Source organism: Chryseobacterium subflavum (assembly GCF_055762745.1).
On sequence record NZ_JBVTMR010000004.1, the window covers coordinates 326,628 to 351,263 of the forward strand.

General features: G+C 36.0%; 28 protein-coding genes. 16 read left to right on the plus strand and 12 right to left on the minus strand.

What is annotated here, in order from left to right; all coding sequences use genetic code 11:
• Positions 1 to 60 precede the first annotated feature (60 nt).
• Together def and ruvX are read right to left on the minus strand one after the other, a co-directional pair.
• A complete protein-coding gene (def, locus tag AC0INN_RS18915) occupies positions 61 to 633 on the minus strand; it encodes a peptide deformylase (protein ID WP_172283640.1) in 573 nt (190 codons plus the stop codon).
• Complete coding sequence (gene ruvX / locus AC0INN_RS18920) at positions 630 to 1,046, minus strand: Holliday junction resolvase RuvX (protein ID WP_172283638.1); 417 nt, start codon at positions 1,044 to 1,046, stop codon at positions 630 to 632. Before ruvX ends, def begins: the two co-directional genes overlap by 4 nt.
• Before the next feature lie 114 nt (positions 1,047 to 1,160).
• Between ruvX and AC0INN_RS18925 the strand changes: the two genes are divergently transcribed.
• The gene (locus tag AC0INN_RS18925) at positions 1,161 to 1,637 is read left to right on the plus strand and encodes a SixA phosphatase family protein (protein WP_273650691.1); all 477 of its coding nucleotides are present in this window, start codon (positions 1,161 to 1,163) and stop codon (positions 1,635 to 1,637) included.
• 213 nt (positions 1,638 to 1,850) lie between these two features.
• On the plus strand, positions 1,851 to 2,900 hold the full coding sequence (locus AC0INN_RS18930) for a T9SS type A sorting domain-containing protein (protein ID WP_273650690.1): 1,050 nt from the start codon (positions 1,851 to 1,853) through the stop codon (positions 2,898 to 2,900).
• A 58-nt stretch (positions 2,901 to 2,958) separates the two neighbouring features.
• Here the strand turns inward: AC0INN_RS18930 and AC0INN_RS18935 are convergent, their stop codons facing one another.
• Complete coding sequence (locus tag AC0INN_RS18935) at positions 2,959 to 4,506, minus strand: serine hydrolase (protein ID WP_273650689.1); 1,548 nt, start codon at positions 4,504 to 4,506, stop codon at positions 2,959 to 2,961.
• Between the two features lie 102 nt (positions 4,507 to 4,608).
• Here AC0INN_RS18935 and AC0INN_RS18940 point away from each other — a divergent pair, with 102 nt between their 5' ends.
• From AC0INN_RS18940 to rsmD, 4 genes are all read left to right on the plus strand, one after another.
• On the plus strand, positions 4,609 to 5,103 hold the full coding sequence (locus AC0INN_RS18940) for a metallophosphoesterase family protein (RefSeq protein WP_273650688.1): 495 nt from the start codon (positions 4,609 to 4,611) through the stop codon (positions 5,101 to 5,103).
• A gap of 8 nt (positions 5,104 to 5,111) precedes the next feature.
• Positions 5,112 to 5,606 (plus strand): Smr/MutS family protein, encoded by a 495-nt coding sequence (locus AC0INN_RS18945; RefSeq protein ID WP_306614560.1) that lies wholly within the window; start codon positions 5,112 to 5,114, stop codon positions 5,604 to 5,606.
• 18 nt (positions 5,607 to 5,624) lie between these two features.
• Positions 5,625 to 6,341 carry a DUF3822 family protein gene (locus AC0INN_RS18950; protein ID WP_273650686.1) on the plus strand — a complete coding sequence of 239 codons (717 nt, stop codon included), beginning with the start codon at positions 5,625 to 5,627 and terminating at the stop codon, positions 6,339 to 6,341.
• Positions 6,342 to 6,411: 70 nt separating this feature from the next.
• Positions 6,412 to 6,990 carry a 16S rRNA (guanine(966)-N(2))-methyltransferase RsmD gene (gene rsmD / locus AC0INN_RS18955; protein ID WP_273650685.1) on the plus strand — a complete coding sequence of 193 codons (579 nt, stop codon included), beginning with the start codon at positions 6,412 to 6,414 and terminating at the stop codon, positions 6,988 to 6,990.
• Here the strand turns inward: rsmD and AC0INN_RS18960 are convergent.
• On the minus strand, positions 6,987 to 7,334 hold the full coding sequence (locus AC0INN_RS18960) for a winged helix-turn-helix transcriptional regulator (protein ID WP_172283622.1): 348 nt from the start codon (positions 7,332 to 7,334) through the stop codon (positions 6,987 to 6,989). The genes rsmD and AC0INN_RS18960 overlap by 4 nt on opposite strands.
• Before the next feature lie 84 nt (positions 7,335 to 7,418).
• Here AC0INN_RS18960 and AC0INN_RS18965 point away from each other — a divergent pair, with 84 nt between their 5' ends.
• A complete protein-coding gene (locus AC0INN_RS18965; RefSeq protein WP_306614562.1) occupies positions 7,419 to 8,018 on the plus strand; it encodes a nitroreductase family protein in 600 nt (199 codons plus the stop codon).
• 57 nt (positions 8,019 to 8,075) lie between these two features.
• Here AC0INN_RS18965 and murI read toward each other — a convergent pair whose 3' ends face one another.
• The 5 genes from murI to AC0INN_RS18990 form a co-directional block, all read right to left on the minus strand.
• Positions 8,076 to 8,906, minus strand: a complete 831-nt coding sequence (murI, locus tag AC0INN_RS18970) for a glutamate racemase (RefSeq protein WP_172283619.1) — start codon at positions 8,904 to 8,906, stop codon at positions 8,076 to 8,078.
• A gap of 61 nt (positions 8,907 to 8,967) precedes the next feature.
• Entirely contained in the window at positions 8,968 to 10,092 is a 1,125-nt protein-coding gene (gene hemW / locus AC0INN_RS18975; RefSeq protein ID WP_273650683.1) for a radical SAM family heme chaperone HemW, read from the minus strand.
• 50 nt (positions 10,093 to 10,142) lie between these two features.
• Positions 10,143 to 11,093: a PorP/SprF family type IX secretion system membrane protein gene (locus AC0INN_RS18980; protein WP_172283607.1), complete on the minus strand. Its 951-nt coding sequence runs from the start codon at positions 11,091 to 11,093 to the stop codon at positions 10,143 to 10,145.
• Positions 11,094 to 11,144: 51 nt separating this feature from the next.
• Complete coding sequence (locus tag AC0INN_RS18985) at positions 11,145 to 12,209, minus strand: RluA family pseudouridine synthase (RefSeq protein WP_273650682.1); 1,065 nt, start codon at positions 12,207 to 12,209, stop codon at positions 11,145 to 11,147.
• 72 nt (positions 12,210 to 12,281) lie between these two features.
• Positions 12,282 to 13,391, minus strand: a complete 1,110-nt coding sequence (locus AC0INN_RS18990; RefSeq protein ID WP_273650681.1) for a PASTA domain-containing protein — start codon at positions 13,389 to 13,391, stop codon at positions 12,282 to 12,284.
• Positions 13,392 to 13,547: 156 nt separating this feature from the next.
• On the opposite strand from AC0INN_RS18990, the gene AC0INN_RS18995 reads away from it, so the two are divergent.
• The 3 genes from AC0INN_RS18995 (at position 13,548) to AC0INN_RS19005 (ending at position 15,731) form a co-directional block, all read left to right on the plus strand.
• Positions 13,548 to 14,540, plus strand: a complete 993-nt coding sequence (locus tag AC0INN_RS18995) for a D-alanine--D-alanine ligase (protein ID WP_172283601.1) — start codon at positions 13,548 to 13,550, stop codon at positions 14,538 to 14,540.
• Between the two features lie 2 nt (positions 14,541 to 14,542).
• Positions 14,543 to 15,016, plus strand: a complete 474-nt coding sequence (gene coaD, locus AC0INN_RS19000; RefSeq protein ID WP_273650680.1) for a pantetheine-phosphate adenylyltransferase — start codon at positions 14,543 to 14,545, stop codon at positions 15,014 to 15,016.
• An 82-nt stretch (positions 15,017 to 15,098) separates the two neighbouring features.
• Positions 15,099 to 15,731, plus strand: a complete 633-nt coding sequence (locus AC0INN_RS19005) for a trimeric intracellular cation channel family protein (protein ID WP_273650679.1) — start codon at positions 15,099 to 15,101, stop codon at positions 15,729 to 15,731.
• Between the two features lie 69 nt (positions 15,732 to 15,800).
• Here the strand turns inward: AC0INN_RS19005 and AC0INN_RS19010 are convergent, their stop codons facing one another.
• On the minus strand, positions 15,801 to 16,373 hold the full coding sequence (locus AC0INN_RS19010) for a tetratricopeptide repeat protein (RefSeq protein WP_172283595.1): 573 nt from the start codon (positions 16,371 to 16,373) through the stop codon (positions 15,801 to 15,803).
• 68 nt (positions 16,374 to 16,441) lie between these two features.
• On the minus strand, positions 16,442 to 16,942 hold the full coding sequence (locus tag AC0INN_RS19015; RefSeq protein WP_306614568.1) for a dihydrofolate reductase: 501 nt from the start codon (positions 16,940 to 16,942) through the stop codon (positions 16,442 to 16,444).
• Between the two features lie 73 nt (positions 16,943 to 17,015).
• Here AC0INN_RS19015 and AC0INN_RS19020 point away from each other — a divergent pair, with 73 nt between their 5' ends.
• The 5 genes from AC0INN_RS19020 (at position 17,016) to AC0INN_RS19040 (ending at position 21,441) form a co-directional block, all read left to right on the plus strand.
• Positions 17,016 to 17,624 carry a LemA family protein gene (locus AC0INN_RS19020; RefSeq protein ID WP_172283591.1) on the plus strand — a complete coding sequence of 203 codons (609 nt, stop codon included), beginning with the start codon at positions 17,016 to 17,018 and terminating at the stop codon, positions 17,622 to 17,624.
• Positions 17,624 to 18,052, plus strand: coding sequence for a TPM domain-containing protein (locus AC0INN_RS19025; RefSeq protein WP_194304275.1), 429 nt, complete (start codon positions 17,624 to 17,626; stop codon positions 18,050 to 18,052). The genes AC0INN_RS19020 and AC0INN_RS19025 overlap by 1 nt, the downstream gene beginning before the upstream one ends.
• Positions 18,033 to 18,839 (plus strand): TPM domain-containing protein, encoded by an 807-nt coding sequence (locus AC0INN_RS19030; RefSeq protein ID WP_306614570.1) that lies wholly within the window; start codon positions 18,033 to 18,035, stop codon positions 18,837 to 18,839. The genes AC0INN_RS19025 and AC0INN_RS19030 overlap by 20 nt, the downstream gene beginning before the upstream one ends.
• A gap of 191 nt (positions 18,840 to 19,030) precedes the next feature.
• Positions 19,031 to 19,552 carry an NAD(P)H-dependent oxidoreductase gene (locus tag AC0INN_RS19035; protein ID WP_172283587.1) on the plus strand — a complete coding sequence of 174 codons (522 nt, stop codon included), beginning with the start codon at positions 19,031 to 19,033 and terminating at the stop codon, positions 19,550 to 19,552.
• A gap of 8 nt (positions 19,553 to 19,560) precedes the next feature.
• Positions 19,561 to 21,441, plus strand: a complete 1,881-nt coding sequence (locus AC0INN_RS19040) for a monovalent cation:proton antiporter-2 (CPA2) family protein (protein ID WP_273650676.1) — start codon at positions 19,561 to 19,563, stop codon at positions 21,439 to 21,441.
• Between the two features lie 3 nt (positions 21,442 to 21,444).
• Here the strand turns inward: AC0INN_RS19040 and AC0INN_RS19045 are convergent, their stop codons facing one another.
• Positions 21,445 to 22,260 (minus strand): head GIN domain-containing protein, encoded by an 816-nt coding sequence (locus tag AC0INN_RS19045; protein ID WP_306614573.1) that lies wholly within the window; start codon positions 22,258 to 22,260, stop codon positions 21,445 to 21,447.
• Between the two features lie 232 nt (positions 22,261 to 22,492).
• On the opposite strand from AC0INN_RS19045, the gene AC0INN_RS19050 reads away from it, so the two are divergent.
• A complete protein-coding gene (locus AC0INN_RS19050; protein WP_306614575.1) occupies positions 22,493 to 24,634 on the plus strand; it encodes a M3 family metallopeptidase in 2,142 nt (713 codons plus the stop codon).
• Positions 24,635 to 24,636: the final 2 nt, after the last annotated feature.

The window sequence follows — 24,636 nt, forward strand, 5'->3', positions numbered from 1 at the left end:
TAGTAATCAGTAGAAACCTTTTACTGTCTATTATTTTTTGTTTATAATTAAATACACCTGTTACTTCGGAAATCTCATTTTGTAGTTGATGCTTACATCCCCCTGAGATATTTTTGTTAATTTACCTTTTACCAGCTTTTTCTTTAAGGCACTAAGGTGATCGGTAAATAATGTCCCTTCAATATGATCATATTCATGTTGAATTACGCGGGCTCTAATATCGGAAAAAGTTTCTGTATGCTTCACAAAATTTTCGTCATAATATTCGATCAGGATTGTGCTCTTTCTTTTTACATCTTCTCTCACATCCGGAATCGAAAGGCAGCCTTCGTTAAACTTCCACTCTTCCCCGGATTCTTCCAGAATTTTAGCATTGATGAAAACTTTTTTGAAGCTTTTCAATTCTTCTTTGATATCTTCATAATCCTCATCATCAGCCAAAGGAGTTACATCTATTACGAATAAACGAATATCAAGGCCAATCTGCGGAGCTGCAAGGCCAATTCCGTTCGCACTATTCATAGTTTCGAACATATTATCAATCAGTTCTTGTAAATCGGGATAATTTTTGTCTATATCTTTGCCTACTTTTCTTAAAATAGGATCCCCAAAGGCTCTTATTGGTAGAATCATCTTGTTCTTTGTTCTAAAAAATTCTGCAATATGATGGTTGCACTTATTTTATCTATTAAACCCTTTTCCTCTCTCTTTTTTTTACTTTTCCCACTCTGGGAAATAAAAAATGATGCCATTTTGGAAGTAAACCTTTCATCAAAACGGTAAACGGAAATAGTTGGAAATTCTTTTTTAAATTCATCAATGAATTGTAAAATATCTGTTTCCACCTCGGATACGTTTCCTTTTAAATCTATCGGAAGTCCTATTACCACATCATCTACCTTATTTTCGCTGAAATATTTTTTCAGAAAAGGCAGTATATGTTTTGTTTCTACAGTATCAAGGCTGCTCGCTATAATCTGCATGTCATCCGTTGTTGCAATGCCACAACGGGCCTTTCCATAGTCTATTGCAAGGATTTGTCCCATAGGTTTGCAAATTTAGTAAATTTTAATGATTTTATTCACAACGTAGTTTTTTTTATAAATCATGTTTCATTCCATATTTTTTTTTATAATTTTAATCTTCCAAAAAACGAAATTATGAAGAAACTCATTCTTGTGAGACATGCAAAGAGCGACTGGCCGGAAGAAACTGAAGATTTTGACAGACCTTTGGCAGACAAGGGTTTGGAGGACGCAATGAACATGTCCAGATTCTTAAAAAACAATAGCATTTCTATAGATTATTTAGTGTCGAGCCCAGCGGTTCGTGCATTGAATACCTGTAAGATTTTCAATCAGACATACCAGTTGAATTATATGACTGATGAAAAGCTATACAACCCTTCAGAAAGGAATTTTGAATCTGTAATTTACAACCTGGATGACCATCATAATTCGGTAGCATTTTTTTCACACAACAACGGAATTTCCAATTTTGCCAACTCTATATCAGAGGATATTTTTCATTTTCCTACCTGCGGAGTTGCCGGTTTTGAAATAAACTGTGATTCATGGTCGGAATTTGATGGAGCAACGAAAAAGCTTTTATTTTTTTACGAACCTGGAAAAATCTAAAATTATTTTAAAAATTTATTGTTTTATTTTTTTTACAATCTCCTTTTTTATGCATAATGCATGAGAAAATTTTTATAAAGATCATATCTCCAGTTCCGCTTTTATACATAACAGTTTCTAATATATGGGCAAATATCATGTTGCCCTTTTTGTCATTGTATTCAGAATAAAATATTTTTGTTTTATTAATATTTATTCTAAATAAAAATAATAATGCAAAAACAATTTTATTTCTTACTGTTGATCCTGTTGCTTACAGGGAACACAATTTACGCACAGGTTTCGGCCAGTCCATTTATTACCAATCTGAATACACCCAACCCCATGATCATTGAAGACAATGAAATGTATATCGGCATTTATGCTTTGGATAAAGTGGTAAAGATAAACCTCGATAATCCTGGCGCCGCGCCAGTGGATGTGGTTACAGGAGTAAACAGACCTTATGGTCTGGCATTAAAAGATAAATATCTATATATCTCTGAATTTGGGGGAAATAAAATTTCAAGGATCAATCTCAGTATTTCCAATCCGGCGCCTGAAGTTATCCTGACGAATGTAAACAGTCCTCTAGGGCTTGAATTCATTGGAAATGACCTGTATATGGCTCTTGAGGGAGATAATAAGATTGCCAAAATAGATGTAAGCCAACCGATCCCACAATTAGTGGATATTACATCCGCAGCATCTCCATTTGAATTGGAAATAATCGGAGATGAAATTTTCTACACTGAACGGTTTGAAGGAAGAGTTTCAAAATTTAAACTCAATAGTTCTACTTCCCCAATAACAATAGCTCAGGGATTAAGTTATCCCTCCGGTTTAACCTCTCATGGAAATCAATTATATATTTCTGAAGCAGGAGCCTCTAAAATTTCCCAATTAAATTTCACCCTGGCTAATCCAATAGTTTCCGATGGTATTGTCTCCAGTGAATTCAGCTACCCATCAGGATTAGCCGTAAAAAATAACACAATTTTTATTACGGATTTCTTCGGAGGCTCATTATTAAAAGCTGATCTGGGTGCTTTGTCTGTTTCTGAACAACAGTACAAAAATAAAACACAGATTTATCCCAATCCTGCTAAGGATTTCATAACAGTTATGAACCCTCCATCAAAAGAATATAAAATATATGACATGGTAGGGAAACTTATATTGTCCGGAAAATTCGAAAGAAACAATATCGATATAAGTCAACTCATAGAGGGAGCCTATATCATTCAGACCGGAGATCTGATTAAAAAATTCATTAAAGAATAGTTTATTAATAATCCGGGCTCTAACAAATATTAGAGCCCGGATTATTATTGTATTTATATTACAGAATTCTTTTTAAATCCAGATCATCAAAATCAAAACTGAAGTCCGTCACATCAGAAATAGCTTTTAGCCTTGCTGATTCAGCCTTCCCGCTTTCATCATAATTAAAGATAATATAAGCATCTGCATCATAACTTCTATCATCCCATTTGATAATGAAAGAATTGTTGGAATAAGGAAGCAATTCTCCCTTTAATCTCGGAGAATTTTCACATGTGATTCTGTAAGCATTTCCCTGATGGGTAATTTCTACATCCCCAAACCAGATATCATTATATTTCCCAACAAACTGTTCTGCTTTTGGGTGTAGGTTTTTATTCTTTTTAAATGTTTCAGATTTTTCAAAAGCTTCCTTCTTTTGTTTATCGTATTCAGCATTCATTTTAGCCATTCTGTCTCCGTATGTTTTGAGCCAATTCCGGTCTGCAATTCCCAGATAAGAATCCTTTAAAGTATTGGTCACGGTATTAAAAGCTGCTCCGGACTGCTGATTGGTTAAAACGACAATCCCTAATTTCATATCCGGAATCAATGTAAACTGGGTTACGGTGCCGATCAGCCCCCCTGTATGCTGAATTTGTTTATGTCCTTTAACATCACTCAGGAACCATCCCATTCCATATCCGTAAAAACTTGTATCATAAGGATTTTTAGGAGCTACTCCGCTAGGTATCTGCAGACTCCATAACTGTTGTACCTGTTTGTCAGAAACCAGTTTTTTTCCTTCTTTCGTTGTGAAATTATTTAATAAGAACTGGGCCCAGGTCGTCATATCTTTGATATTACTCATAATCCCTCCGGCTGCATTTCCTGTTTCATTCCAGTCGTGGGGAACAGCAATTGCTTTTCCATCTACCGGAGCATGGGCATCAATTTTATTGGTTACCCCTTTTGCCCTGTTATAGCTTCCAAAACTGGAGTTCATACCGACAGGTTTCATAATTCTTTGCTCAATAAAATCTGCCCAGCTTAAGCAGGAAATCCTGTGAATAACCTCCCCTGCAACAATGAACATGATATTATTATAATCTAACGTTGTTCTGAAAGGATTTTCAGGTTTCAGATATCTTACATTATGGACGATATCATTTACCGTAAGACTTCCTCCTTCCGGAAAAAACATCAGATCTCCCTGCCCTAATCCCAATCCTGCCCTGTGAGTTACCAGATCCTTGATGGTTACATTTTGAGAAACGTACGGATCATACATCTGGAATTCAGGAAGGTATTTTGAAACCTTATCATCCCATTTCAGTTTTCCTTCGTCTGCCAGAATTGCCAGTGCCGTACAGGTAAATCCCTTAGAATTTGAAGCAATACCTACAAGGGTATTTTCGTCCATGGGTTGTTTTGAAGCCAAAGAACGAACTCCGAATCCTTTCGAATAGATCAATTGTCCATCTTTAATCACTCCAACGGACATTCCCGGAACATCAAAGGTTTTTAAGGTATTTTGAATGAGCTCATCCAGTTTTTTTTCTTCAACCTGTGCATTCATCAAGCCGACTGTCAAAAGAAAAATGAAAAAGGAAATTTTCTGTTTCATTATTTTTTAAATTTTCTCAAAGTTAATCAATTCGACATTTATTAAGTAAATTTGAACTTTATTTTAAACACGAAGAATATCCCTGAAAGAAAATGTAAGATAATGACTAAAATCCTTCTTCTTTCCGACTCTCATTCCTATATTGATGACAGGATCCTGGAATATGCCAAAGACGCTGATGAAATCTGGCACTGTGGTGATTTCGGTAGTCTTGAAGTGATTGAACAACTTGAGAAAATCGGTCCACTAAAAGGCGTTTACGGAAACATTGATAATGCAAAAATCCGGTCCGAATTTCCGGAGGTAAACAGGTTTTTCTGTGAGAATCTGGAAGTTCTTATGATCCATATCGGAGGTTATCCCGGAAAATATTCCGCAATAGCTAAAAAAGAAATTGGAGAAAAAGCTCCTAAGCTATTTATTTCAGGACATTCTCATATTCTGAAAGCGATGTTTGATGCAAAAAATAATTTACTTCACCTTAATCCCGGGGCATGCGGAAAACAGGGGTGGCACAAAGTGAGAACAATGATGCGTTTTGTGGTCGATGGTGAAGAAGTAAAAGATCTGGAAATTATTGAATTAGGTCCAAAATAGAAATACATATGAAGATTGGAGATCAGGTTTCTGTGGTAGATGAAGATTTAAGCGGGGTTGTAACTTCCGTAAAAGGAAATATTGTTGTTCTTAAAGATGAATATGGTTTTACACATCAGTATCCCAAGGAAAAGCTGGTTCCGAAAAATGCTTCCATATATGATAATATAAAAGTGGTAAAAAAGGCTGAACCCCAAAAAATCACTTCAAAGAAACATCAGAAAAATCATATGGTTCTCGACCTGCATTTTCATAATCTCGTTAAAAACCCAAATGATTATGACGGATTCGAGAGACTTTTCCTCCAAAAGGAAAAATTAATCGATACATTGAGCTTCTGCCGGAAAAATCATCTTAAACGATTGGAGATTGTTCATGGCATTGGAGACGGTGTTCTGCAAAGGATGGTTTTAGATGTTTTAGAAAGCCAGACCGATCTGGATTTTCACAATAAGGAAATACTTCATCATCAATCAGGTGCGGTAATGGTAGAATTTCACTAAATTTGCAGCAATAGAAATATGAACGTACTTAATTTACTTTTTACAAAAGACGGATTAATCTACCAAATTGCGAGGAATAAAAGCATTTTGGAAGAGAAATCTTATTTCGTTAATGAAGAGTCTCCTAAAAATTTTATCGCTGAGAAACTGGATGAAGTTTTAATAAAGCAAAGGTTCGATGAGATTTCTGTCATTTCAGCCTTGAACCATTTTACCCTTATGCCTGAAGGATTTTCAGAACATGAGGCGGGATATGATCTTATTGCATTCAATGCTCCTGTGGATAAGGACAATGAAGAGCTGATGCTGTCCCTTAATAAAAAGTTCAGGATTCAGTTCTATTATACTTTTCCTAAAAACTTTTATAAAAAGATAAAGGAGCTGGCCGTTCCCGTTCACTTTAATTTTTCAGGAGAAAAATTCCTGAATTCAATCAGCCATAAAAACAATAAAGAAATCCACATTAACCTTTATCATAACCAATGTGAATTTTTTGCCCTGGATAATAAAAAACTGATCTTATACAATAATCTGGATGTCAATTCTGAGGTTGATTTTCTTTATTTTGTAATGTTCACATTAAGTAAAATAGGATTTGGGATCAATGAAACCAACTTCTATGCTTATGGAGAAACCACTGAAAATGAAACATTCATTTCTGAATTACAAAAATTCGTAAAGAACCTGAAAATTGTATATGATAACGTTCCTAATAAGAATTTTATACTTAATTAGGTCGCAGGTTGCAGACGCCAGGTCTTACCTGACATTGCATCCATTACTAACAATCTAACATCTAAACAACATGTACAGAATAATTTCCGGCCGATGGAAAGCCAAAAAAATTGCCGCCCCAAAAAACTTTGATGTAAGGCCAACTACTGACTTTGCAAAGGAAGCTCTGTTCAGTATTCTGGAAAATAAATATGATATGCAATCGATCTCTGTTCTTGATCTTTTTGCAGGAATAGGCTCTATTTCATTAGAATTTGCCTCCAGAGGCTGTCAGGATGTAACTTCTGTAGAGATGAACCCCAAACATACAAGCTTCATTAATTCTACAGCATCCGAACTGGACATGTCATTACAGGTTAATGTGCAAAGAGGGGACGTGGTGGATTGGCTCAAAAAATTCAGAAATAAAAAATCTTTTGAAATTGTTTTTGCCGATGCTCCTTTTGAAACTGAAGAGAAGAAATACTATGAAATCATCTCTTTGGTATTAAACAATAAATACCTAAAAGAAAACGGAGTTCTTATTATAGAGCATCAGAGTCGCTTAAAATTTGAACACCCGAATCTTATAGATACCAGAAAATATGGAAACGTAAGTTTCAGCTTTTTTGAACCAACTCAATCAGATACAGAAAACCAGGAACTCTAATTCCTGGTTATTTTTTTGGAATTGGCAATGGCTTCGTCTCCCCATCTTGTAATTTCATTCAAAACAGGAAGAAGCGTCTTTCCAAAATCAGTTAAGGCATACTCCACTACTAACGGCGGTTTTTCCGTATAAACCTTTCTGCTGATAATACCGTCTTCCTCCAATTGTTTTAATTGAAGGCTTAATGTTCTTTCCGTAATGGTAGGAATATCTTTCCTGATCTCATTATATCTTTTTGCCCCCTCAATAAGATGGTATAAAATCACTGCTTTCCATTTCCCACCAATAAACTTCATGGTGATACTTGTACAACACGGGTACGTTTTATTATCTATTGTATACATTTTACTACTATCCTTTTTGACCGTTCTTGCAAATTTATTAAACTTAAATTAGTTTTGCAACTATAAAAAATATAGTACAAAATTATGAATTTTTTAAACAAAATGAAAACCAGGTATACTGTGAAAAAGTATAATCCACAAGGTAAAGTAAGCGAAGAACAAATTCTTGAATTAAAGGAAATCCTCAACCTGAGCCCTTCTTCTATCAACAGCCAGCCATGGAATTTTATTTTTGTAAATAATCAGAAAATAAAAGAACAATTGGCTGAAGCTTCTTATTTTAATAAGGAGAAAGTATTGGACAGCAGTCAACTCATTGTCTTCCAGGTGCTGAAAAACGTTGAAGATTTTGAAAAGCAAATTCAGGAAAATTTACCTGAAGGATCAATTAATTACTATAAAACGATGGTAAAACCTAAAGGTGACATTGCAATACGGGCTTGGTTAGCCCATCAGGTATATCTCTCTCTTGGTGTATTGCTTGCTGCATGCGCCGAAATGGGAATAGATTCCACTCCTATGGAAGGAATTGAAACGGATAAATACGATAATATCCTGAAGAATGATCTTTATGAAACTCTATTTGCTGTCACTATCGGAGAAAGATCCGGAACGGACACTAATCAACCGACAATCACCTCTAAGAAAAGACTGAAATCAGAAAAAATAATAGTAGAACTATAACTTTTTAAATGTTGATTAAAATAAAAGCTGCTACATTCCTTGTAACAGCTTTTTATATTATAATACTTTCAATTCCAGGTCTATACTTTTACCAAAGAACTTTTTGGATATCTTTTCGAAATTCTTCGTCAGATCCGAAAGATAAAAGTGATAACTTGGCTTGGCATTCAGATCGTTTAAAAGATTGTATTTATCAAGAATAATTTTCAAATGGCTCGCCACGATATTCGGAGAGTCAATAACACGAACACGGTTTCCGTAATATTGCTTGATCTCATCGATTAATAAAGGATAATGAGTGCATCCTAATATCAATGTTTCAATATTTTTCAGCTTGTTGTTACTTAAATAATTGTAAATGATAGCATGTGTAATCGGATGATTTTTAAATCCTTCTTCAATGGCAGGAACCAGCAACGGAGTTGCCAGCTCATCCACTTTGATCCATTTATTATGCTTTCTTATACTTTTTTTATACAGCCCTGAATTCACAGTTGCTTTTGTAGCAATCACGCCAACATTGGTGTGGATCTCATAAGATACCTTCTCTGCAACCGGATTAATAACATCAATAACAGGAACTCTTCCGGCAACTGTCTGCATCACTTCATTAAGAGCATTTGCTGTTGCTGTATTACAGGCGATAACAATTGCTTTACAATTCTGCTCCAATAAAAAATTTGTGATTTTGGTAGAGTATTCTATTATAGCTTCACGAGACTTTTCTCCGTAAGGAAGGTGTTTGGTATCACCAAAGTAAATAAGATCTTCATGAGGAAGAAGCCTTTTAATTTCTTTAGCAACGGTTAAACCTCCTACACCACTATCAAAAATTCCGATAGGTTGTTTAGCCGAAAGATGCGAATAATCTTGTTTCTTAGTTTTCAAAAGAGTTGAAATTTTATACAAAAATAATGAATTTCACCAGTATTACATCAAACTTTTACAATCAAATCAGGAACAGATCTGAAGCAATTCCATCCGCCATAAACCAGTGCTTTTCCGGTATTTTCAAATGATTATTTTCAATAACAAGTATGCCGTCAGCTATCTTTTGTTTAATCTCCTGATGAAATTTCTCAACTATTTCAGGAGAAAACTTATTCTTCAGTTTATCCAGGTCCACTCCCCATATCGTCCGTAATCCGATCATGATCATCTCATTAAACTGGTCTTCCTGCGATAGAATTTCAGTTTCTTTAGCCAAAGAATTTGAATTCAGCTTCTTTACATAAAGCTGATTATTAGCGACATTCCAACTTCTCACGTCAGCTCCGTTATATGAATGGGCTGAGGGTCCTAGTCCCAAATATTCTTTGTACTTCCAATAAGACGAGTTGTGCCTTGAATAAAATCCTGGTTTAGCAAAATTAGATACCTCATAATGATCAAACCCATTATCTTTTAAAAAGTGAGACAAATAATAAAACTCTCTATTTTGCTCTTCTTCTTTTGGTGTAGCCACTTTCCCTTTCAAAATCCAGTCATTCAATGCCGTCTTAGGCTCTACGGTCAGTGCATAAGAAGAGATATGAGGAACATCCAGGGCAATTGTTTTATTCAGATTTTCTTTCCAGATTTCCAAATTAGAAGTGGGAGATCCATAGATCAGATCAATACTCAGGTTTTCAAAACCGAAATCCTGTGCTCTCTTAATAGAATCCTCTGCCTGTGAAGCATTATGAGCACGGTTCATCAACCTAAGGTCATCATCAAAAAAGCTTTGCGTTCCGATTGACAATCGGTTAACCGGTGATTTTGAGAGATCTCTCAGGAAGGTCTTATCCAGATCATCCGGATTGGCTTCCAAAGTAATTTCTATATCCTTTTCAAAACTATAATACTTCAATACCTCATCAACAATTGAATTGATCTCATCTCCTGATAGGATTGAAGGTGTTCCGCCACCAAAGTACAACGACTGTAGTGTTTTATTATGTAATTCATCTTTCCTTAAAAAAAGTTCTTTCTTAATAGCAGAAAGCACCTCATCTTTAGACAGTAAAGATGTTGAAAAATGAAAATTACAATAACTACACTTTTGTTTACAAAAAGGAATGTGAATATAAATCATAAAAAAAGCTCTGAAAAATTCAGAGCTCAAATTTATTTAAATTAAATTGATTAATATCTATATCCTCTATGATTAATAAAGTTATCGAAGTTATAACCCAATCCGATCATAAAGCTGTTTCCTCCATAAGTCTGAATATCAGACAAACCTAAATTATAAGTTGCTCCGATCATAAACTTATTGAATCTTACTTTTACTAGTGGTGAAATACTTAATTGCTGGTTATCAAATCTGTTCTGAACTGATCTGTAACTTACCCCAAAAGAGAATGAATTGATATCATTAAAGAATGTGGCCATCAAGTTATAATCAATTGTTCTTGTAGAATTCGTATTCAAATTGATTAATGCAGATGGTGTAACGTACATATTATCTGCGAAATGCCAGTCATATCCTAAGTTTAAGAAGAACTTGATAGGAGAAGGCTCACGACCATTCACAATAGATTCGTCATTCGTCAAAGCAATATCATTAACCGATACTCCGGCAAAGATATTTCTAAAAGTCGCGGCTAAACCAAAGTTGGCATATGCCATGAAAATATTACTCTCCGTACCCTGCAATAAAGGATCATACCCATCTTCAGTATTGATTTTAGTATAATCAAAATTCATATTGTAAAAACTAACACTGGTACCGAATGAGAACTGATCTTTTCTCTCTCCTTCACTACTAAGCGGAATAAAATATGAAGCACCCGCTGTAATACCTCCTGCTGAAATAGGACCATTACTATCTCTAAAAACAGATATCCCTGCACCAACTCTATCAAAAATGTTAGCATTGATCCCTACTGACTGCACATTAGGAGACTCATTAAATTTTGAAAATTGCTGTTGATAATTGAGGTTGAGCTGAACATAATCTGTTTTACCGTATTGTGCCGGATTGAACAGGAACTCACCATCCAAAAGATATTGTTGATAATATGGTAGTGTTTCTTGTGCTTTGTATGCATTTGACAAAAGAGCCAAACACACTATAGCATATAGTTTTCTCATAACAAATCTTGATTTCAATTCAACAAATATAAAAAAAATCTCAATATATTTTTAGTTTTCCAAATAATTTCTCCATTTTTTTACAGCATCCGCCATATCTTGAGGCATTGGGCTTTCAAAATACAATTCCTGTTTAGTGGTAGGATGTATAAAACCTAAGGTATGTGCATGAAGTGCATGTCTTGGCAGGATTTCGAAAACATTTTTAATAAAATGTTTATATTTAGGTAAATTCACTCCTCTTAAAGGCGTATGACCTTCATATCTTTCATCATTGAAAAGGGTATGGCCAATATGTTTAAAATGAGCCCTGATCTGATGGGTTCTTCCCGTTTCCAGTTTACATTCTACCCAGGTCATATATCTGAACCTTTCCAAAACTTTATAATGCGTAACCGCATGCTTCCCGTGGCTTCCGTCCTCGTAAACCGACATCTGCATCCTGTTCTTAGGGTGACGCCCTATATGCCCCCGAATGGTACCTTCATCATCCTGTACATTCCCCCACACAAAAGCCCAATATAATCTTTTCGTCCTTCTGTCAAAAAATTGTTTGGCAAGGAAGCTTAATGCATATTCATTCTTGGCGATAACCAATAGACCCGAGGTATCCTTATCAATCCTGTGAACAAGGCCTACTCTATCCAGATCAGATTTCTCACCATTTTTGGCAAAATGAAATGCAAGAGCATTCACCAAAGTACCATCCCAGTTTCCAAATCCGGGATGCACAACCATTCCGGGTTCTTTATCTACAACAACAAGATCATCATCCTCATAAACAATATTGATCGGAATATCCTGAGGGATAATTACATTTTCTCTCGGAGGATGGGCCAGTAGAACAGAAATCTGATCTCCCGGCTTTACACGGTAATTCTGTTTTACAGGAGTTCCGTTTACGACAACGTTACCTGCTCTGCATGTTTGTGAAATTTTATTTCTTGAAGAATTCTGCCTGAAAATCAGTAAAAACTTATCTATTCTTAAAGGCTCCTGGTTTTTATCGACAGTAATATTGAAATGCTCATACAGTCCTTTATTTTCCTCATCAATATCAATATTGTTGGAATCCAATAATTCTTCATCAAAAAAATCCTCGTTATCTTCTGTCATGATTTTTTATTTTTTACACAAAAGGCCTCAACATGATAAGTTGAAGCCTGTATTTTTAATAATAAATGGTAACTACTCTACTACAACTTTCTTAGCTTTTGGCTTTTGAGCTGGTTGTTGTGTACCATTTGTTGCTGTTTTATTATTTCCAGCATTATTATTTCCCGCAGGAGTATTGATTGTTGTACTCTTCGGTTTACTTTCGGTTGTTGTTTTCGGCTTCGTATCAGCAGTCGCAGGTTTCGAAACCGGAGTTTTAGAAACTTCCGTTTTAGCAGGTTCAATTTTTTTATGAACCACTGGTGGTACAGGAACTGGTTCGTAAACAGGCTGCTGATGAACAGGAACTTCTTCATATTGTATAGGTGGCAACGAAGTATCTACCTTCATACGGTATACGGAGTTCAGCTCTTCTATTTTAGAGCGCAATTCTGCCGGAGTCTTTTTACTTGCCCAGAGGTCCATCTGCATTCCCTGATCTCTTACATCTCCTGCAGCAGGATCCTGATAATAGATAATATCAGATTCATCTTTACCTCCATCTTCATGTTCTACTAGTCCTACTTCAAACATACTTCTTGTAATTAATGCTCTGGCCTCTTTTACCGTTAAGCCAACTACATTAGGAATAGAAATATTTCTCATGGGTCCAGAACCAACTACTACATCTATCGTTGAGAACCTAGGAATCAGCGATCCTGGTTTCATAGGATTTCCTTTAAATAAAATTCTAAGTACTGCATCTTTCTGGATGCTAGGTTCGAAGATAGTATCTCCCACTTTCAGACCTACCTGATCTATCCTTTGGAAAGCCAGACCTGAATATTTGTTAATAACATCAGGAATTGCAACCGGAGCCCAGCTTCTCGGGTTTACGATCAGATAAATAGCTCTTCCATCCTTTACATGGGAACCAGGAGTAGGAGACATCTTTAAAACCTGGAAAGGTTTGTATTTTGGATCATAAGCAGCACTGTCTACTTCATAGCCCAGACCGGCATCATCTAATATTTTTACCGCCTCATGAACGGATTTGTTTACAACATTGGGAACCGGAATTTCCTGACCATGATTCGTATGGTATTCTAACCAACGAAATGTAAGCCATACCAACCCTATAAAAACACCGATGGCTATTAACAAATTCAGTAAAACTTTCCAGTTGAAAAGTGATTTAAGCATACTTAAAAATACTTTAATTATAATGGCAAATATAGCTAATAATTTTAGAATGTACTTTTTATTTATCACATTTCATATTTGGTTTCAAAATTTCGGATTTTCACCTGTTGCATTACATAAAATGATTAAATTTGCCTTAATTGATACTATTTGGTTATGAGCAAAAAAAGTGTTGCCGTAGTTATGGGCGGATATTCTGATGAATACGTAGTTTCCCTGAAAAGCGGTCAATTAATTTATGATTCGTTGGACAGGAATCTGTATGATGTATATAAAGTAGTTGTTTTAAAGGATAAGTGGTATTTTCTGGATCAGAACGAAAAGGAATATCCGATCAATAAAGGAGACTTCTCTGTAACATTGGAAAATAATGAGCAATTGAAGTTTGATGTATGCTTTAATATCATTCACGGAACACCTGGTGAGAACGGCATACTTCAGGCCTACTGGGATGCTATAGGGCAAACTTATACGGGTTGTGATTTTTATCAGAGTGCCTTAACTTTTAATAAAAAGGACACTTTAGCAGTTCTGTCCAAATATGGTATCCCATCAGCAAAAAGTATTTATCTGAGAAAGGGTGAAAATATTAATGTTGATGAAATAGTAGACTATCTTGGTCTTCCCCTATTTGTAAAGCCTAACCAATCCGGTTCATCATTAGGAATTACTAAAGTAAAAGAAAAGTCCGAATTACTTCCGGCGACAGAAGTTGCATTTAAGGAAGATCATGAAATTTTAATAGAAAGCTTCCTGGATGGAATGGAAGTATCTGTAGGGGTAATTGATTTTAAAGGAGAGACAATTGTTTTGGGGATTACGGAAATTGTTCCTACCAATGAATTCTTCGATTATGAAGCCAAGTACGAAGGTGCTTCAGAAGAAATAACCCCTGCAAGAATTGACGAAGAAACAACAAAAAGAGTTGAAGAAATTTCAAAAAAGGCTTATGACTCTTTAGGAATGAGTGGTTTTTCACGCAGTGAATATATATTGATGGACGGCATTCCTTATATGCTCGAAATGAATACAAACCCGGGATTTTCTCCGGCAAGTATTCTCCCACAGCAGGCAAAACATTACGGTATATCCATAATGGATCTTTGTGGAAATGAAGTTGAAAAAGCATTAGCGAAAAAACCAAACTAATTATGAAAATTGCTGTTTTTCCGGGATCATTCGATCCTATTACTCTAGGTCACTATGACATTATAGAAAGAGCTGCTCCCCTTTTTGATAAATTAATTATTGCCATCGGACAGAATTCCCAAAAGAAATACATGTTCCCGCTTGAAAAAAGAATGGAATTCATCCAGAATTCTGTTGCAGAATTTCCCAACGTAGAGGTTGACTATTTTGAAGGCCTTACTGTTGATTATTGTTTTGAAAAAAATGCACAATACATAATCCGCGGATTAAGAAATCCTGCAGACTTTGAATTTGAAAAAGCAATTGCCCATACCAACCGAACTTTGGCCCATAAGAAGCTTGAAACCGTATTTTTATTAACTTCATCAGGAAAATCTTTTATCAGCAGCAGCATTGTAAGGGAAATCATCAACCACAACGGAGAGTATGAACTTCTGGTTCCTGAAGCGGTAAGAGTAGAGAATACAAAAAAATAAATAACGGTTGATCAGTGATAAATGGTAAAGGATTTGCTTATGGAAGAATCATCAATCTATTATCAGCTATCATTCAAAATATATGCACGAACAGTTCAATTTTGCCATAGAAGTATTGGGGACAATTTCCTTCTCGATGTCGGGAAGCTTTGCTGCTATGCAAAAACGACTTGATCCTTTTGGAGTTCTCATTATAGCTTTCGTAACTTCAGTGGGAGGAGGAACTGTTAGGGATCTGCTTCTGGATATTCCGGTATTCTGGATGCATGATTTGCTGACCTGCGCCGTTATTATTATGACCAGCATATTTACGATGGTCTTTAAATCTTTTGAAAAAAACTTTCAGGTTACCTTATTTATTTTTGATAGCCTGGGACTCGGCTTATTTACCATTATAGGTATCCAGAAAGGTTTAAATGCAGATATCCATCCTTTGATATGCATCGGGCTCGGAACTATTACAGGTTGTTTCGGAGGGATTATCCGGGATATTTTACTCAACAGGATACCTCTGATCTTCAGAAAAGAAATTTATGCTACAGCCTGTATTTTTGGCGGAGCTGCTTTTTTACTGATGACAAAATATTCTAACTTTTCCTACACTTTTATCCAGATTTTTACGATCCTTCTGATAGTGGTGATCCGTACACTGGCGGTAAAATACCACTGGCAGATGCCTAAGTTCTACGGATATGACCACAATTCGGAAATGTAGATCAGACAAAACAATATAAAAAGGCAGAAAGTAAACTTTCTGCCTTTATTTTTTATGATAAGGAATCAATTATCTTATTTTCCCTCCTCTTTGTCTCATATTAGGGTTATGCATATGTTTCTGCATTGTGGGCATCTTCAACTGATCTTTCATCATTTTGATCTGATCTGTCATCATTCCTGCACTATCCAATCTTTTAGCTTCTTCCAATAATTTCTGCCCTTCCTGTTTTCTTCCTTTAGAAATGGCAGAAGCAGCAAGATTTAAAGTAGCCATTGCTCTGTCATGTTTCATATTTAAACCGTACTCAAGTGCTTTCCTCATTAAAGGCTCAACTTTGGTAGGATGTTCCTGAGCCAGAGTTAATCCCTGCAGATAATGGAAATAACCATATTGAGATTTATGAAGCTGTGTCTGATAGTTCCTGATATGGTCTAAATAAGTTACAGCTTTTTCCATATTCTGTTTTCTCAATTGCCAGAAAGCCAAAAGGATATATTCATTTTTAAAGAAAAGAAAGATCGGTAAAGCTGAAAGAAGAAAGATTACAATTCCCCAACCTAAATTTCTTGTGAAAATCATCATGGCAAGTCCACCCAATATAAGAAGAGCTGCGATTACAATTTTTATGTATTTATTCATTATTCAATTTTAGAAGTGCAAAGATAAAAAATTTAGAGGTTAGAAGCTAGAACTTAGCCGTCAGAATTCTAATCCCGTTTACTTTTAATCCTCTCAAACGTCTGAAAACAGAAATCATACGGGTTCTTTTCATCCTTTTCATGGCAAATTTCATTTGTTTTTGCCCAGATTTTCCCATCTATTTTTGGAAAAAAGGTATCCGCTTCAAGATCTGCTTTTACTAAAGTTACTTCAAGCTTGTCCACAACATCCATCGTCTGTTCATATATGTTTCCTCCGCCTATTATAAAGATCTCCTCATCAATTTTCTTGGCAAATTTTACAGCCTCCTTAATACTGCCCACGATCAGGATTCCTTCTTCAAACCAATCTTTTTTTCTTGAAATAACAATATTGGTACGGTTAGGAAGTGGCTTCCCGATGCTTTCATAGGTTTTTCTTCCCATGATTACCGGATGTCCGGAAGTTATATCTTTAAAATGTTTTAAATCTTTCGGAAGATGCCAGAGTAACTGATTATTAAAACCAATTTCATTTTTCTCCCCCATTGCTACCACAATTGTTGTCATTCAAATAATTTTCCACAAAATTAGCACATAATTTGTATATTTGATTAGCACAAAAAATTTAAAAAAATAAACTATGAAAAATAAAGGCTGTTTGAGCGCCGGAACTATTGGCATTGCTCTCCTTATCATTGTTGCCGTAATCTTCTTCTGGGGAAAAAGCGGATATAATAATTTCGTAACAAAAGAACAGAATGTTGACAGCAAATGGTCTAATGTAGAGACTGTTTATCAGAAAAGAGCCAACCTGATTCCTAACCTCGAAAGAACGGTAAAATCATATTCTAAATTTGAACAGGAAACTTTAACCAAAGTAATAGAGGCCCGTTCGAAAGCAACCTCTATAAATATTGATCCTACCAATATGACAGAAGCTGACCTTGCGAAGTTTCAGGCTGCACAGGGAGAATTATCAGGAGCTTTAAGCAGATTAATGGCTGTGGTAGAATCATATCCTAATTTAAAGGCTGATCAGCAGTACATCAATTTCCAAAGAGAATACACCGCAATTGAAAACAGTATCAGATCTGAAACGGTTTATTTCAATGATGCTGCGAAAGATTATAACACTACGATAAAAACTTTCCCAAATAATATTTTGGCGAATTTTACAAACTTTAAAGAAAAACCTTATTTCAAAGCAGAAGCCGGAGCTAATAAAGCACCAGAAGTTTTCTCTGAATAATGAGCAATTTCCTGACAAATCAACAAATAGCTTCCCTGGTGGAAGCTATTCAGTCTGCGGAAGAGAATTCTACAGGTGAGATCAGAGTGCATATAGATTCCCATACGGAAACCCAGCATGCCCAAACAGCGCTGGAAGTTTTTAAAAAGCTTGGTATGCACAAAACCACGCATAGAAATGCAGTACTTTTCCATGTTAATTTTGAACAAAAATATCTTACCATTATTGGTGATACGGGAATTCATGAAAAAGTACATCAGTATTTCTGGGACCACCTGCATGACTATATAACTTCTGAATTTGCCAAAGGAAATTATTACAAGGCTTTGAAGAGTGCCATTCTGGAGACTGGTATTGAATTAAAAAAATATTTTCCTGTAGAAGGAGAAAATCCCAATGAACTCCCCAATGAAATTACGTTCTCTTAAATCAGTATTTTCATTTCTATTGATCTGCTTTTACACTTTTGTATCAGCACAATATACCATTCCTAAAAAACCAGCTGTTTTATATCCTGTATATGATGAAGCTAACCTGCTTTCACAACAGGAAAAAGATGATCTTAATAATAAGCTGATCAAATTCGCAGATTCGACATCTACAGAAATTGAGGTGATTATTATTCCAAGCACAAAAGGAGAAGATGTCAATTTTCTGGCAACTATGTTTGGTGAAAAATGGGGAATCGGAAAGAAAGGGGTAGATAATGGAATTGTTTTTCTTATAGCAACTCAGGACAGGACGATGTCTATACAGCAGGGAAGAGCAGTAGAACAATACCTTACAGCCTCAGTTTCCGGACAAATACTGGATTATATTGTAACTCCTAATTTCAGGCAAGGATTGTGGTATGAAGGTATAAACCGCGGTACTTCAGCCATTATGGAAGCCGTTCAGGGGAAATTTAAGCCTGTAAATGAACCGGCAACAGGGGAAGGAAATGGAAAGGCATTGAGAGTTCTTATCATTGCTTTCGTCATATTTATTATTCTGGCTATTCTGTTCGGGAACCGAGGTGGTGGTGGCGGAAATAATGATGATGACGATGTAATCCTGAACAGAAGAGGACGCAGAAATTATCCTGGCGGATTCTTCCCTTTCCCGGGCAGCTTCGGCGGTGGAGGCTTTGGTGGCGGAAGTTCCGGAGGAGGTGGATTTGGCGGCTTCGGAGGAGGTGGAAGTTTTGGCGGAGGAGGTGCATCCGGAGGGTGGTAACATATACATTAACAAAATATAAAATCAGCCATATAATGACTGATTTTTTTTATTTAAAACACTAAAATAAGAACATTTTATTGCTTTATTTTAATAAAAAATTTAAGTTTTTGTATTAATAAATTAACAAAACCTCTTAAAAACTATCGTTTTTCTATTAATTTTTTAATATATTTACTGAAAACAGGATTATGAAAAAGACATTGGTGGTTTTTGCACATCCTTATCTGGAACATTCAAACTCGAATGTAGAGCTTATCAATTTCTATGTTCGTCATCAGCATTTCACGCTTCGTGATCTTTATGAAGATTATCCGGATTTTCACATTGCTGCCTTTAGAGAAAGAAAACGGCTGAAAAATTATGACCGTTTTATTTTTCAGTTTCCGATTATCTGGTTTGGAATGCCTCCTTTGTTGAGATTATGGATTGATGAGGTTTTTGATCGCGACTGGCTTAAAGAAGGGGAATATAATCCCCTTGAAGGCAAAGAGGTATACATTCTGGTCACAACAGGAGGGAAAGAACGGTCTTTTACCAAAACAGGAACATATCAATACACGATTGACGAGCTGATCAGTGGATTAATTGTTTCTTTAAATGTTTTTAAAGCCAATATCAAAAATATTAAAATCGTTTATGAAGCCAATAAGCTTACGAAAAAGGAAATTATTCTTCATAAAAAAGAGTTTATGGAACTATTGAATCAATGAAATAATATATGGAATCTTCTTTAGCAATTAACACGTTACTTTTTCTGGGTGTAGCCATTATTATGGTTCCACTTGCCAGGAAATTTGGGTTAAGCTCCGTCATTGGATATATTGCAGGAGGAATTATTATTGGCCCTTACGTACTTAAGCTCACAGGCAAGAATGTCAATGACATCATGCATGCGAGTGAGTTTGGCGTAATCATGCTTTTATTTTTAGTAGGATTAGAACTGGAACCCAGGAAGTTCTGGGAAATGCGGAAAAAGATTATAGGATTGGGATTAACCCAAATGGTTCTCACCATCTCCCTGCTCGTTCTGGTTTTCATCAGTGTTGGATGGAGAGCAGACCAGGCTACTGCTGTAGCAATGTGTTTCGCTTTGTCATCTACTGCTATTGTATTGCAGACCTTACAGGAAAAGAACAACCTCAAAACAACAGCAGGAGAAGCATCTTTCTCCACTTTATTATTTCAGGATATTGCTGTAATTCCCATTCTTGCCATACTGCCTGTAATAGCACATTATAAACCAAGAAACCATAACAATGAAATACAGGTGATTATTCAGAAACTTCCTGAGTGGCTACAGGCTGCAACGGTACTTTTTGGAGTAGCAATCCTTATTCTGTTGGGAAGGTATGTATTTGTTCCTTTCTTAAGATATGTTTCGAAATCCGGAATGACCGAATTGTTAACAGCCTCTTCCCTATTTCTTGTTATCGGAGTTGCCGAACTTATGGTTGCCATTGGTCTGTCTCCGGCATTGGGTGCTTTCCTTGCAGGTGTCATGCTTGCAAACAGTGAATTCAGACATGAACTGGAAGCACAGATCGACCCTTTTAAAGGTTTATTGCTCGCGGTTTTCTTTGTCAGTGTAGGATCAACTATGAATTTCAATATCATCCAGGATGATCCTTTATTTATATTCAGTACTGTTTTTGCAGTTTTGATCGTAAAGTTTATAGTTCTCTATGCTATCGGAAAATTCTTTAAAATAGACACCCCTCAAAGTCTGTTTTATGCGTTTGCCCTTTCTCAAGTCGGAGAGTTTGCTTTTGTCCTTATAAATTATGCATCTGATCTTTACCTACTAGGTCCTGAATTAAATGACCAACTTATGGCAGTAACAGCCATTACAATGTGTATTACTCCTTTTCTTCTGATTGTAAATGACAAATTTTTCACACCTAAATTTATCAAAGAAGAACCGGATACTGATCACGATTTTGATATTCTGGGGAGCGATGTTGCACAAAAGAAAATTATTATTGTTGGGTTCGGCCACTTTGGAAGTACGGTAGGACGGCTTTTAAAAGCCAATAAGATTTCAGCAACTGTTTTGGACAGAGATTCTGATCGGGTAAAATTGTTGCGTAGCTATGGTTTTAAGGTCTATTATGGTGATGCCACCCGTATTCCGATTTTACGTGCGGCAGGAATTGAAGATGCCGAGATACTGGTCCTTTGCCTTGATGATCCTAATGATAATATGTTTATTGCTGATCTTGTCCGTGAGCATTATCCCGATGTGAAAATTTTTGTAAGAGCTAAAAACAGAATTGACGCATACAGCTATCTCAATAAAGGTGTTGATAAAATTTACAGAGAAACATTGGGCACAGCTGTAGACATGGCTATAGACGTTCTTCATGAAACAGGCATGAGAAAATATGCTGCCAGACGTCTCGGACAGAGATTTATGGCCATAGATAAAGCATCTATCAGAAGGCTGGCAAAAATAAAAGAAGAAGATGAACTGCTTCTGTTTACGACAAAAGAACTCCTCCAAAGAGAGGAGGAGTTATTGGCATTTGATAATCTTAGTTTCGATAATAAAGATTGGGAAGGTGCCTCATCCGTTGAAGAAGAAGAGGATTCTGAAGATTAATATCTAGTGTATATTAACGCTTCCTCCACTACTTTCTTCTTTATTTACAGAAGTTACATTTCCTTTTTTGTGAACATCGATACTTCCGCCTGAAGATGCATTAGCATCTATTTTGGATGTAGCGCTTATCTCTACGCTTGCTCCGCTGGAAGCTTCTGCTTTTACATTTTCTGCAAGAACCTGCTCTGCAGATACGCTGCTTCCTGAAGAGGATGTAATATTTGCATTTTTAGATTTCCCCGTTAATGAGATGCTTGCAGCTGAAGAAGCATCAATTTCTAAGTCAACAGCCCAGATTTTTCCTTCAAAACTACTGCTGCTACCCGCTGAAATTTCAAAATTATTCGCTTCCAGATCTCCGGTAACACTTCCCGCGCTGGAAATTTCTATATCCGTTTTCTCCTGGGTAAATTTATCTTTAACTGTGATTTTTCCGGCAGAATTTGCGTCAAGCTTGGTAAAGTCCTTGGCATAAATTTTAGCGGTAACATTATTTTGATTCATCACTCTGATTCCCGGTTTATAATGGATATGAAGTTTCCCACCCGTATTATCTACAAGGATTTCATCAATAAGATTCTCTGGTGCAGAGATCACTACTCTTTCAGTTTCAGATTTTATAATCTCAGCATCAATAGCCTGAGAAACCTCAATTTCATCGAACTCGCCTTTAAATTCTTTCTCTCTGATAGGGCCGCTTCCTTTGTCCACTACCTTTGAAACCCAATCACTTTTTTCCTTGTTTTTCCTGTCATATTTTTCATTACATGCAGACACTGCTATTAAAGTTGAAAAAATAAAAAGAGTCGTCGTTTTCATATGTATTAATTTTTTAATTTAAGTTTTAGTATTCTTTTATATTAATAACAACTAAAGTATAAAAAATATTACAACTGTTTAGTTAATTACATTCCTAAAACTGACCAAAGGTAAAATCTTATATTTTTGATTTAAATTCTGCGACCATGTTATTTTCAGGAAAGACTTTACCGGAAAGCAGCTATTATAGTTTAGTTTTTAATATCTTTATGCTTCAATAATAAGTAATTTTATGAAAAATATTTCATCGGTATTATTAATTTCTGCCTTGGCATTTAACTACTCTTGTACTACAATGAAAAAAACCGATACTCAACAGGAAGTTCCTGTACCAGATTCTTCTCTTTCTTCAAATCCATTTATGAAAAAAAGTAAGCTTCAGTACGAGGCTCCGGAATTTGATAAAATTAAGAATGAAGATTTTAAACCTGCTTTTGATTTTGGATTAAAACAGCATGATGCTGAAATTGTTAAAATTGCAAACAATCCGGCAACACCTACTTTTGAAAATACAATTGTCGCTTTGGAGAAAAGCGGGGAGGTATTAAAAAGAGCGCTGATTGTATTTTCGAATTTAACAAGCGCAAATACGAATCCCACATTACAATCACTGGATGAAGAATACGCCCCGGTTTTTGCAGCACACTCTGATAAAATGTATCTTAATGACAATCTTTACAAAAGAATACAATCTATTAAAGAGGATGGTTTAGATTCTGAAAGTAAGAGATTATTACAATATTATAAGCAGAATTTTGAGATCGCTGGTGCTAATCTTTCTGCGGCGGATAAAGAAAAATTAAAACAGGTAAACCAGGAACTGGCCTCGCTTTCCACTCAATACTCCAATAAATTACTGGAAGCAAGAAAGCAGGGAGGTGTTTTCTTCTCGGACGCAAAGGAACTTGATGGCCTTTCTGCTGATGAAATTGAAGCAGCAGCAGCGGATGCAAAAACAGCAGGACAACCCGGCAAGTATTTATTAGCATTACAAAATACAACACAACAACCGCTATTACAGAATCTTAAAAACAGAGCTACCCGTGAAAAACTATTCAAGGCTTCATGGTTGAGAGCTGAAAAAGGAGATGCCAATGACACAAGGGAAACTATTGAAAAACTAGCTAAACTAAGACTTAAAAAAGCCCAGATCCTTGGTAAAAAAAGCTTTGCAGAATGGAAACTCCAGGATCAGATGGCTAAAACGCCGGAAGCAGCTACTAAACTGATGAATCAGATTGCAACTCCAGCAGTAGAAACTGCAAGACGTGAAGCAAAAGATATCCAGGACCTTATCGATCAGCAAAAAGGAGGCTTTAAAGTAGAGCCTTGGGATTGGAATTTCTATGCAGAACAGGTAAGAAAAGCAAAATTTGATCTGGATGAAAATCAAATCAAACCTTATTTTGAAGTAACCACAGTTTTAGAAAAAGGAGTTTTTTATGCTGCCGAAAAGTTCTATGGGCTTACGTTCAAAAAAAGAACTGACCTTCCAACCTATCATCCTGATGTGGTAACATATGAGGTTTTTGACCACGACGGAAAATCAATTGCTATTTATTATCTTGATTTTTACACAAGAGATTCTAAAAACGGAGGTGCATGGATGAGTAACTTTGTTGAACAATCTTACCTTTTAGGAACAAAACCTGTGATTGTAAATTGCTACAATTACCAGAAACCGGCACCCGGTAAACCTTCATTGATCAGTTATGATGATGTTTCTACCATGTTCCATGAATTCGGACATTCAATACACGGAATGTTTGCAAGCCAGAAGTATCCTTCTCTTTCCGGGACTAATGTCCCTAGAGATTTTGTAGAATTCCCTTCACAGATTAATGAACATTGGGCTCTGGATCCTGTTATTCTGAAAAACTATGCCCTTCATTATGAAACTAAGCAACCTATCCCACAAGCATTGGTTGATAAGATCAAAAAAGCGGGAACTTTTAATCAGGGGTACATGACTACCGAATTGGTTTCGGCAGCAGAACTGGATATGGATTGGCACACAGTAACAAATGAAAGTCAGCTTATTCCTGTTCTGGAGTTTGAAAAACAATCCCTTGCCAAGCATGGATTTAATCTGGCTACTGTTCCACCGAGATATCATACACCTTATTTTGCGCACATCTGGGGCGGTGGATATTCAGCGGGATATTATGCTTATTTATGGTCTGAAACATTAGATAATGATGCCTGGGAATGGATCAAAAATAATGGCGGCTTAACAAGAGAAAATGGAGACCGTTTCAGGAAATACATTCTTTCTGTAGGAAACTCTGTAGACCTGAACCAGGCATTCAGAGATTTTACAGGACATGATCCGGATATAAAACCTTTATTGAGAAACAGAGGGTTTATTAAATAATA

Excerpts from the sequence above, each read along its gene's own strand:
- def (WP_172283640.1), bottom strand. The coding sequence starts at position 633 with ATGATTCTACCAATAAGAGCCTTTGGGGATCCTATTTTAAGAAAAGTA.
- ruvX (WP_172283638.1), bottom strand. The coding sequence starts at position 1,046 with ATGGGACAAATCCTTGCAATAGACTATGGAAAGGCCCGTTGTGGCATT.
- AC0INN_RS18925 (WP_273650691.1), top strand. The coding sequence starts at position 1,161 with ATGAAGAAACTCATTCTTGTGAGACATGCAAAGAGCGACTGGCCGGAA.
- AC0INN_RS18930 (WP_273650690.1), top strand. The coding sequence starts at position 1,851 with ATGCAAAAACAATTTTATTTCTTACTGTTGATCCTGTTGCTTACAGGG.
- AC0INN_RS18935 (WP_273650689.1), bottom strand. The coding sequence starts at position 4,506 with ATGAAACAGAAAATTTCCTTTTTCATTTTTCTTTTGACAGTCGGCTTG.
- AC0INN_RS18940 (WP_273650688.1), top strand. The coding sequence starts at position 4,609 with ATGACTAAAATCCTTCTTCTTTCCGACTCTCATTCCTATATTGATGAC.
- AC0INN_RS18945 (WP_306614560.1), top strand. The coding sequence starts at position 5,112 with ATGAAGATTGGAGATCAGGTTTCTGTGGTAGATGAAGATTTAAGCGGG.
- AC0INN_RS18950 (WP_273650686.1), top strand. The coding sequence starts at position 5,625 with ATGAACGTACTTAATTTACTTTTTACAAAAGACGGATTAATCTACCAA.
- rsmD (WP_273650685.1), top strand. The coding sequence starts at position 6,412 with ATGTACAGAATAATTTCCGGCCGATGGAAAGCCAAAAAAATTGCCGCC.
- AC0INN_RS18960 (WP_172283622.1), bottom strand. The coding sequence starts at position 7,334 with ATGTATACAATAGATAATAAAACGTACCCGTGTTGTACAAGTATCACC.
- AC0INN_RS18965 (WP_306614562.1), top strand. The coding sequence starts at position 7,419 with ATGAATTTTTTAAACAAAATGAAAACCAGGTATACTGTGAAAAAGTAT.
- hemW (WP_273650683.1), bottom strand. The coding sequence starts at position 10,092 with ATGATTTATATTCACATTCCTTTTTGTAAACAAAAGTGTAGTTATTGT.
- AC0INN_RS18980 (WP_172283607.1), bottom strand. The coding sequence starts at position 11,093 with ATGAGAAAACTATATGCTATAGTGTGTTTGGCTCTTTTGTCAAATGCA.
- AC0INN_RS18985 (WP_273650682.1), bottom strand. The coding sequence starts at position 12,209 with ATGACAGAAGATAACGAGGATTTTTTTGATGAAGAATTATTGGATTCC.
- AC0INN_RS18990 (WP_273650681.1), bottom strand. The coding sequence starts at position 13,391 with ATGCTTAAATCACTTTTCAACTGGAAAGTTTTACTGAATTTGTTAATA.
- AC0INN_RS18995 (WP_172283601.1), top strand. The coding sequence starts at position 13,548 with ATGAGCAAAAAAAGTGTTGCCGTAGTTATGGGCGGATATTCTGATGAA.
- coaD (WP_273650680.1), top strand. The coding sequence starts at position 14,543 with ATGAAAATTGCTGTTTTTCCGGGATCATTCGATCCTATTACTCTAGGT.
- AC0INN_RS19005 (WP_273650679.1), top strand. The coding sequence starts at position 15,099 with ATGCACGAACAGTTCAATTTTGCCATAGAAGTATTGGGGACAATTTCC.
- AC0INN_RS19010 (WP_172283595.1), bottom strand. The coding sequence starts at position 16,373 with ATGAATAAATACATAAAAATTGTAATCGCAGCTCTTCTTATATTGGGT.
- AC0INN_RS19015 (WP_306614568.1), bottom strand. The coding sequence starts at position 16,942 with ATGACAACAATTGTGGTAGCAATGGGGGAGAAAAATGAAATTGGTTTT.
- AC0INN_RS19020 (WP_172283591.1), top strand. The coding sequence starts at position 17,016 with ATGAAAAATAAAGGCTGTTTGAGCGCCGGAACTATTGGCATTGCTCTC.
- AC0INN_RS19025 (WP_194304275.1), top strand. The coding sequence starts at position 17,624 with ATGAGCAATTTCCTGACAAATCAACAAATAGCTTCCCTGGTGGAAGCT.
- AC0INN_RS19030 (WP_306614570.1), top strand. The coding sequence starts at position 18,033 with ATGAAATTACGTTCTCTTAAATCAGTATTTTCATTTCTATTGATCTGC.
- AC0INN_RS19035 (WP_172283587.1), top strand. The coding sequence starts at position 19,031 with ATGAAAAAGACATTGGTGGTTTTTGCACATCCTTATCTGGAACATTCA.
- AC0INN_RS19040 (WP_273650676.1), top strand. The coding sequence starts at position 19,561 with ATGGAATCTTCTTTAGCAATTAACACGTTACTTTTTCTGGGTGTAGCC.
- AC0INN_RS19045 (WP_306614573.1), bottom strand. The coding sequence starts at position 22,260 with ATGAAAACGACGACTCTTTTTATTTTTTCAACTTTAATAGCAGTGTCT.
- AC0INN_RS19050 (WP_306614575.1), top strand. The coding sequence starts at position 22,493 with ATGAAAAATATTTCATCGGTATTATTAATTTCTGCCTTGGCATTTAAC.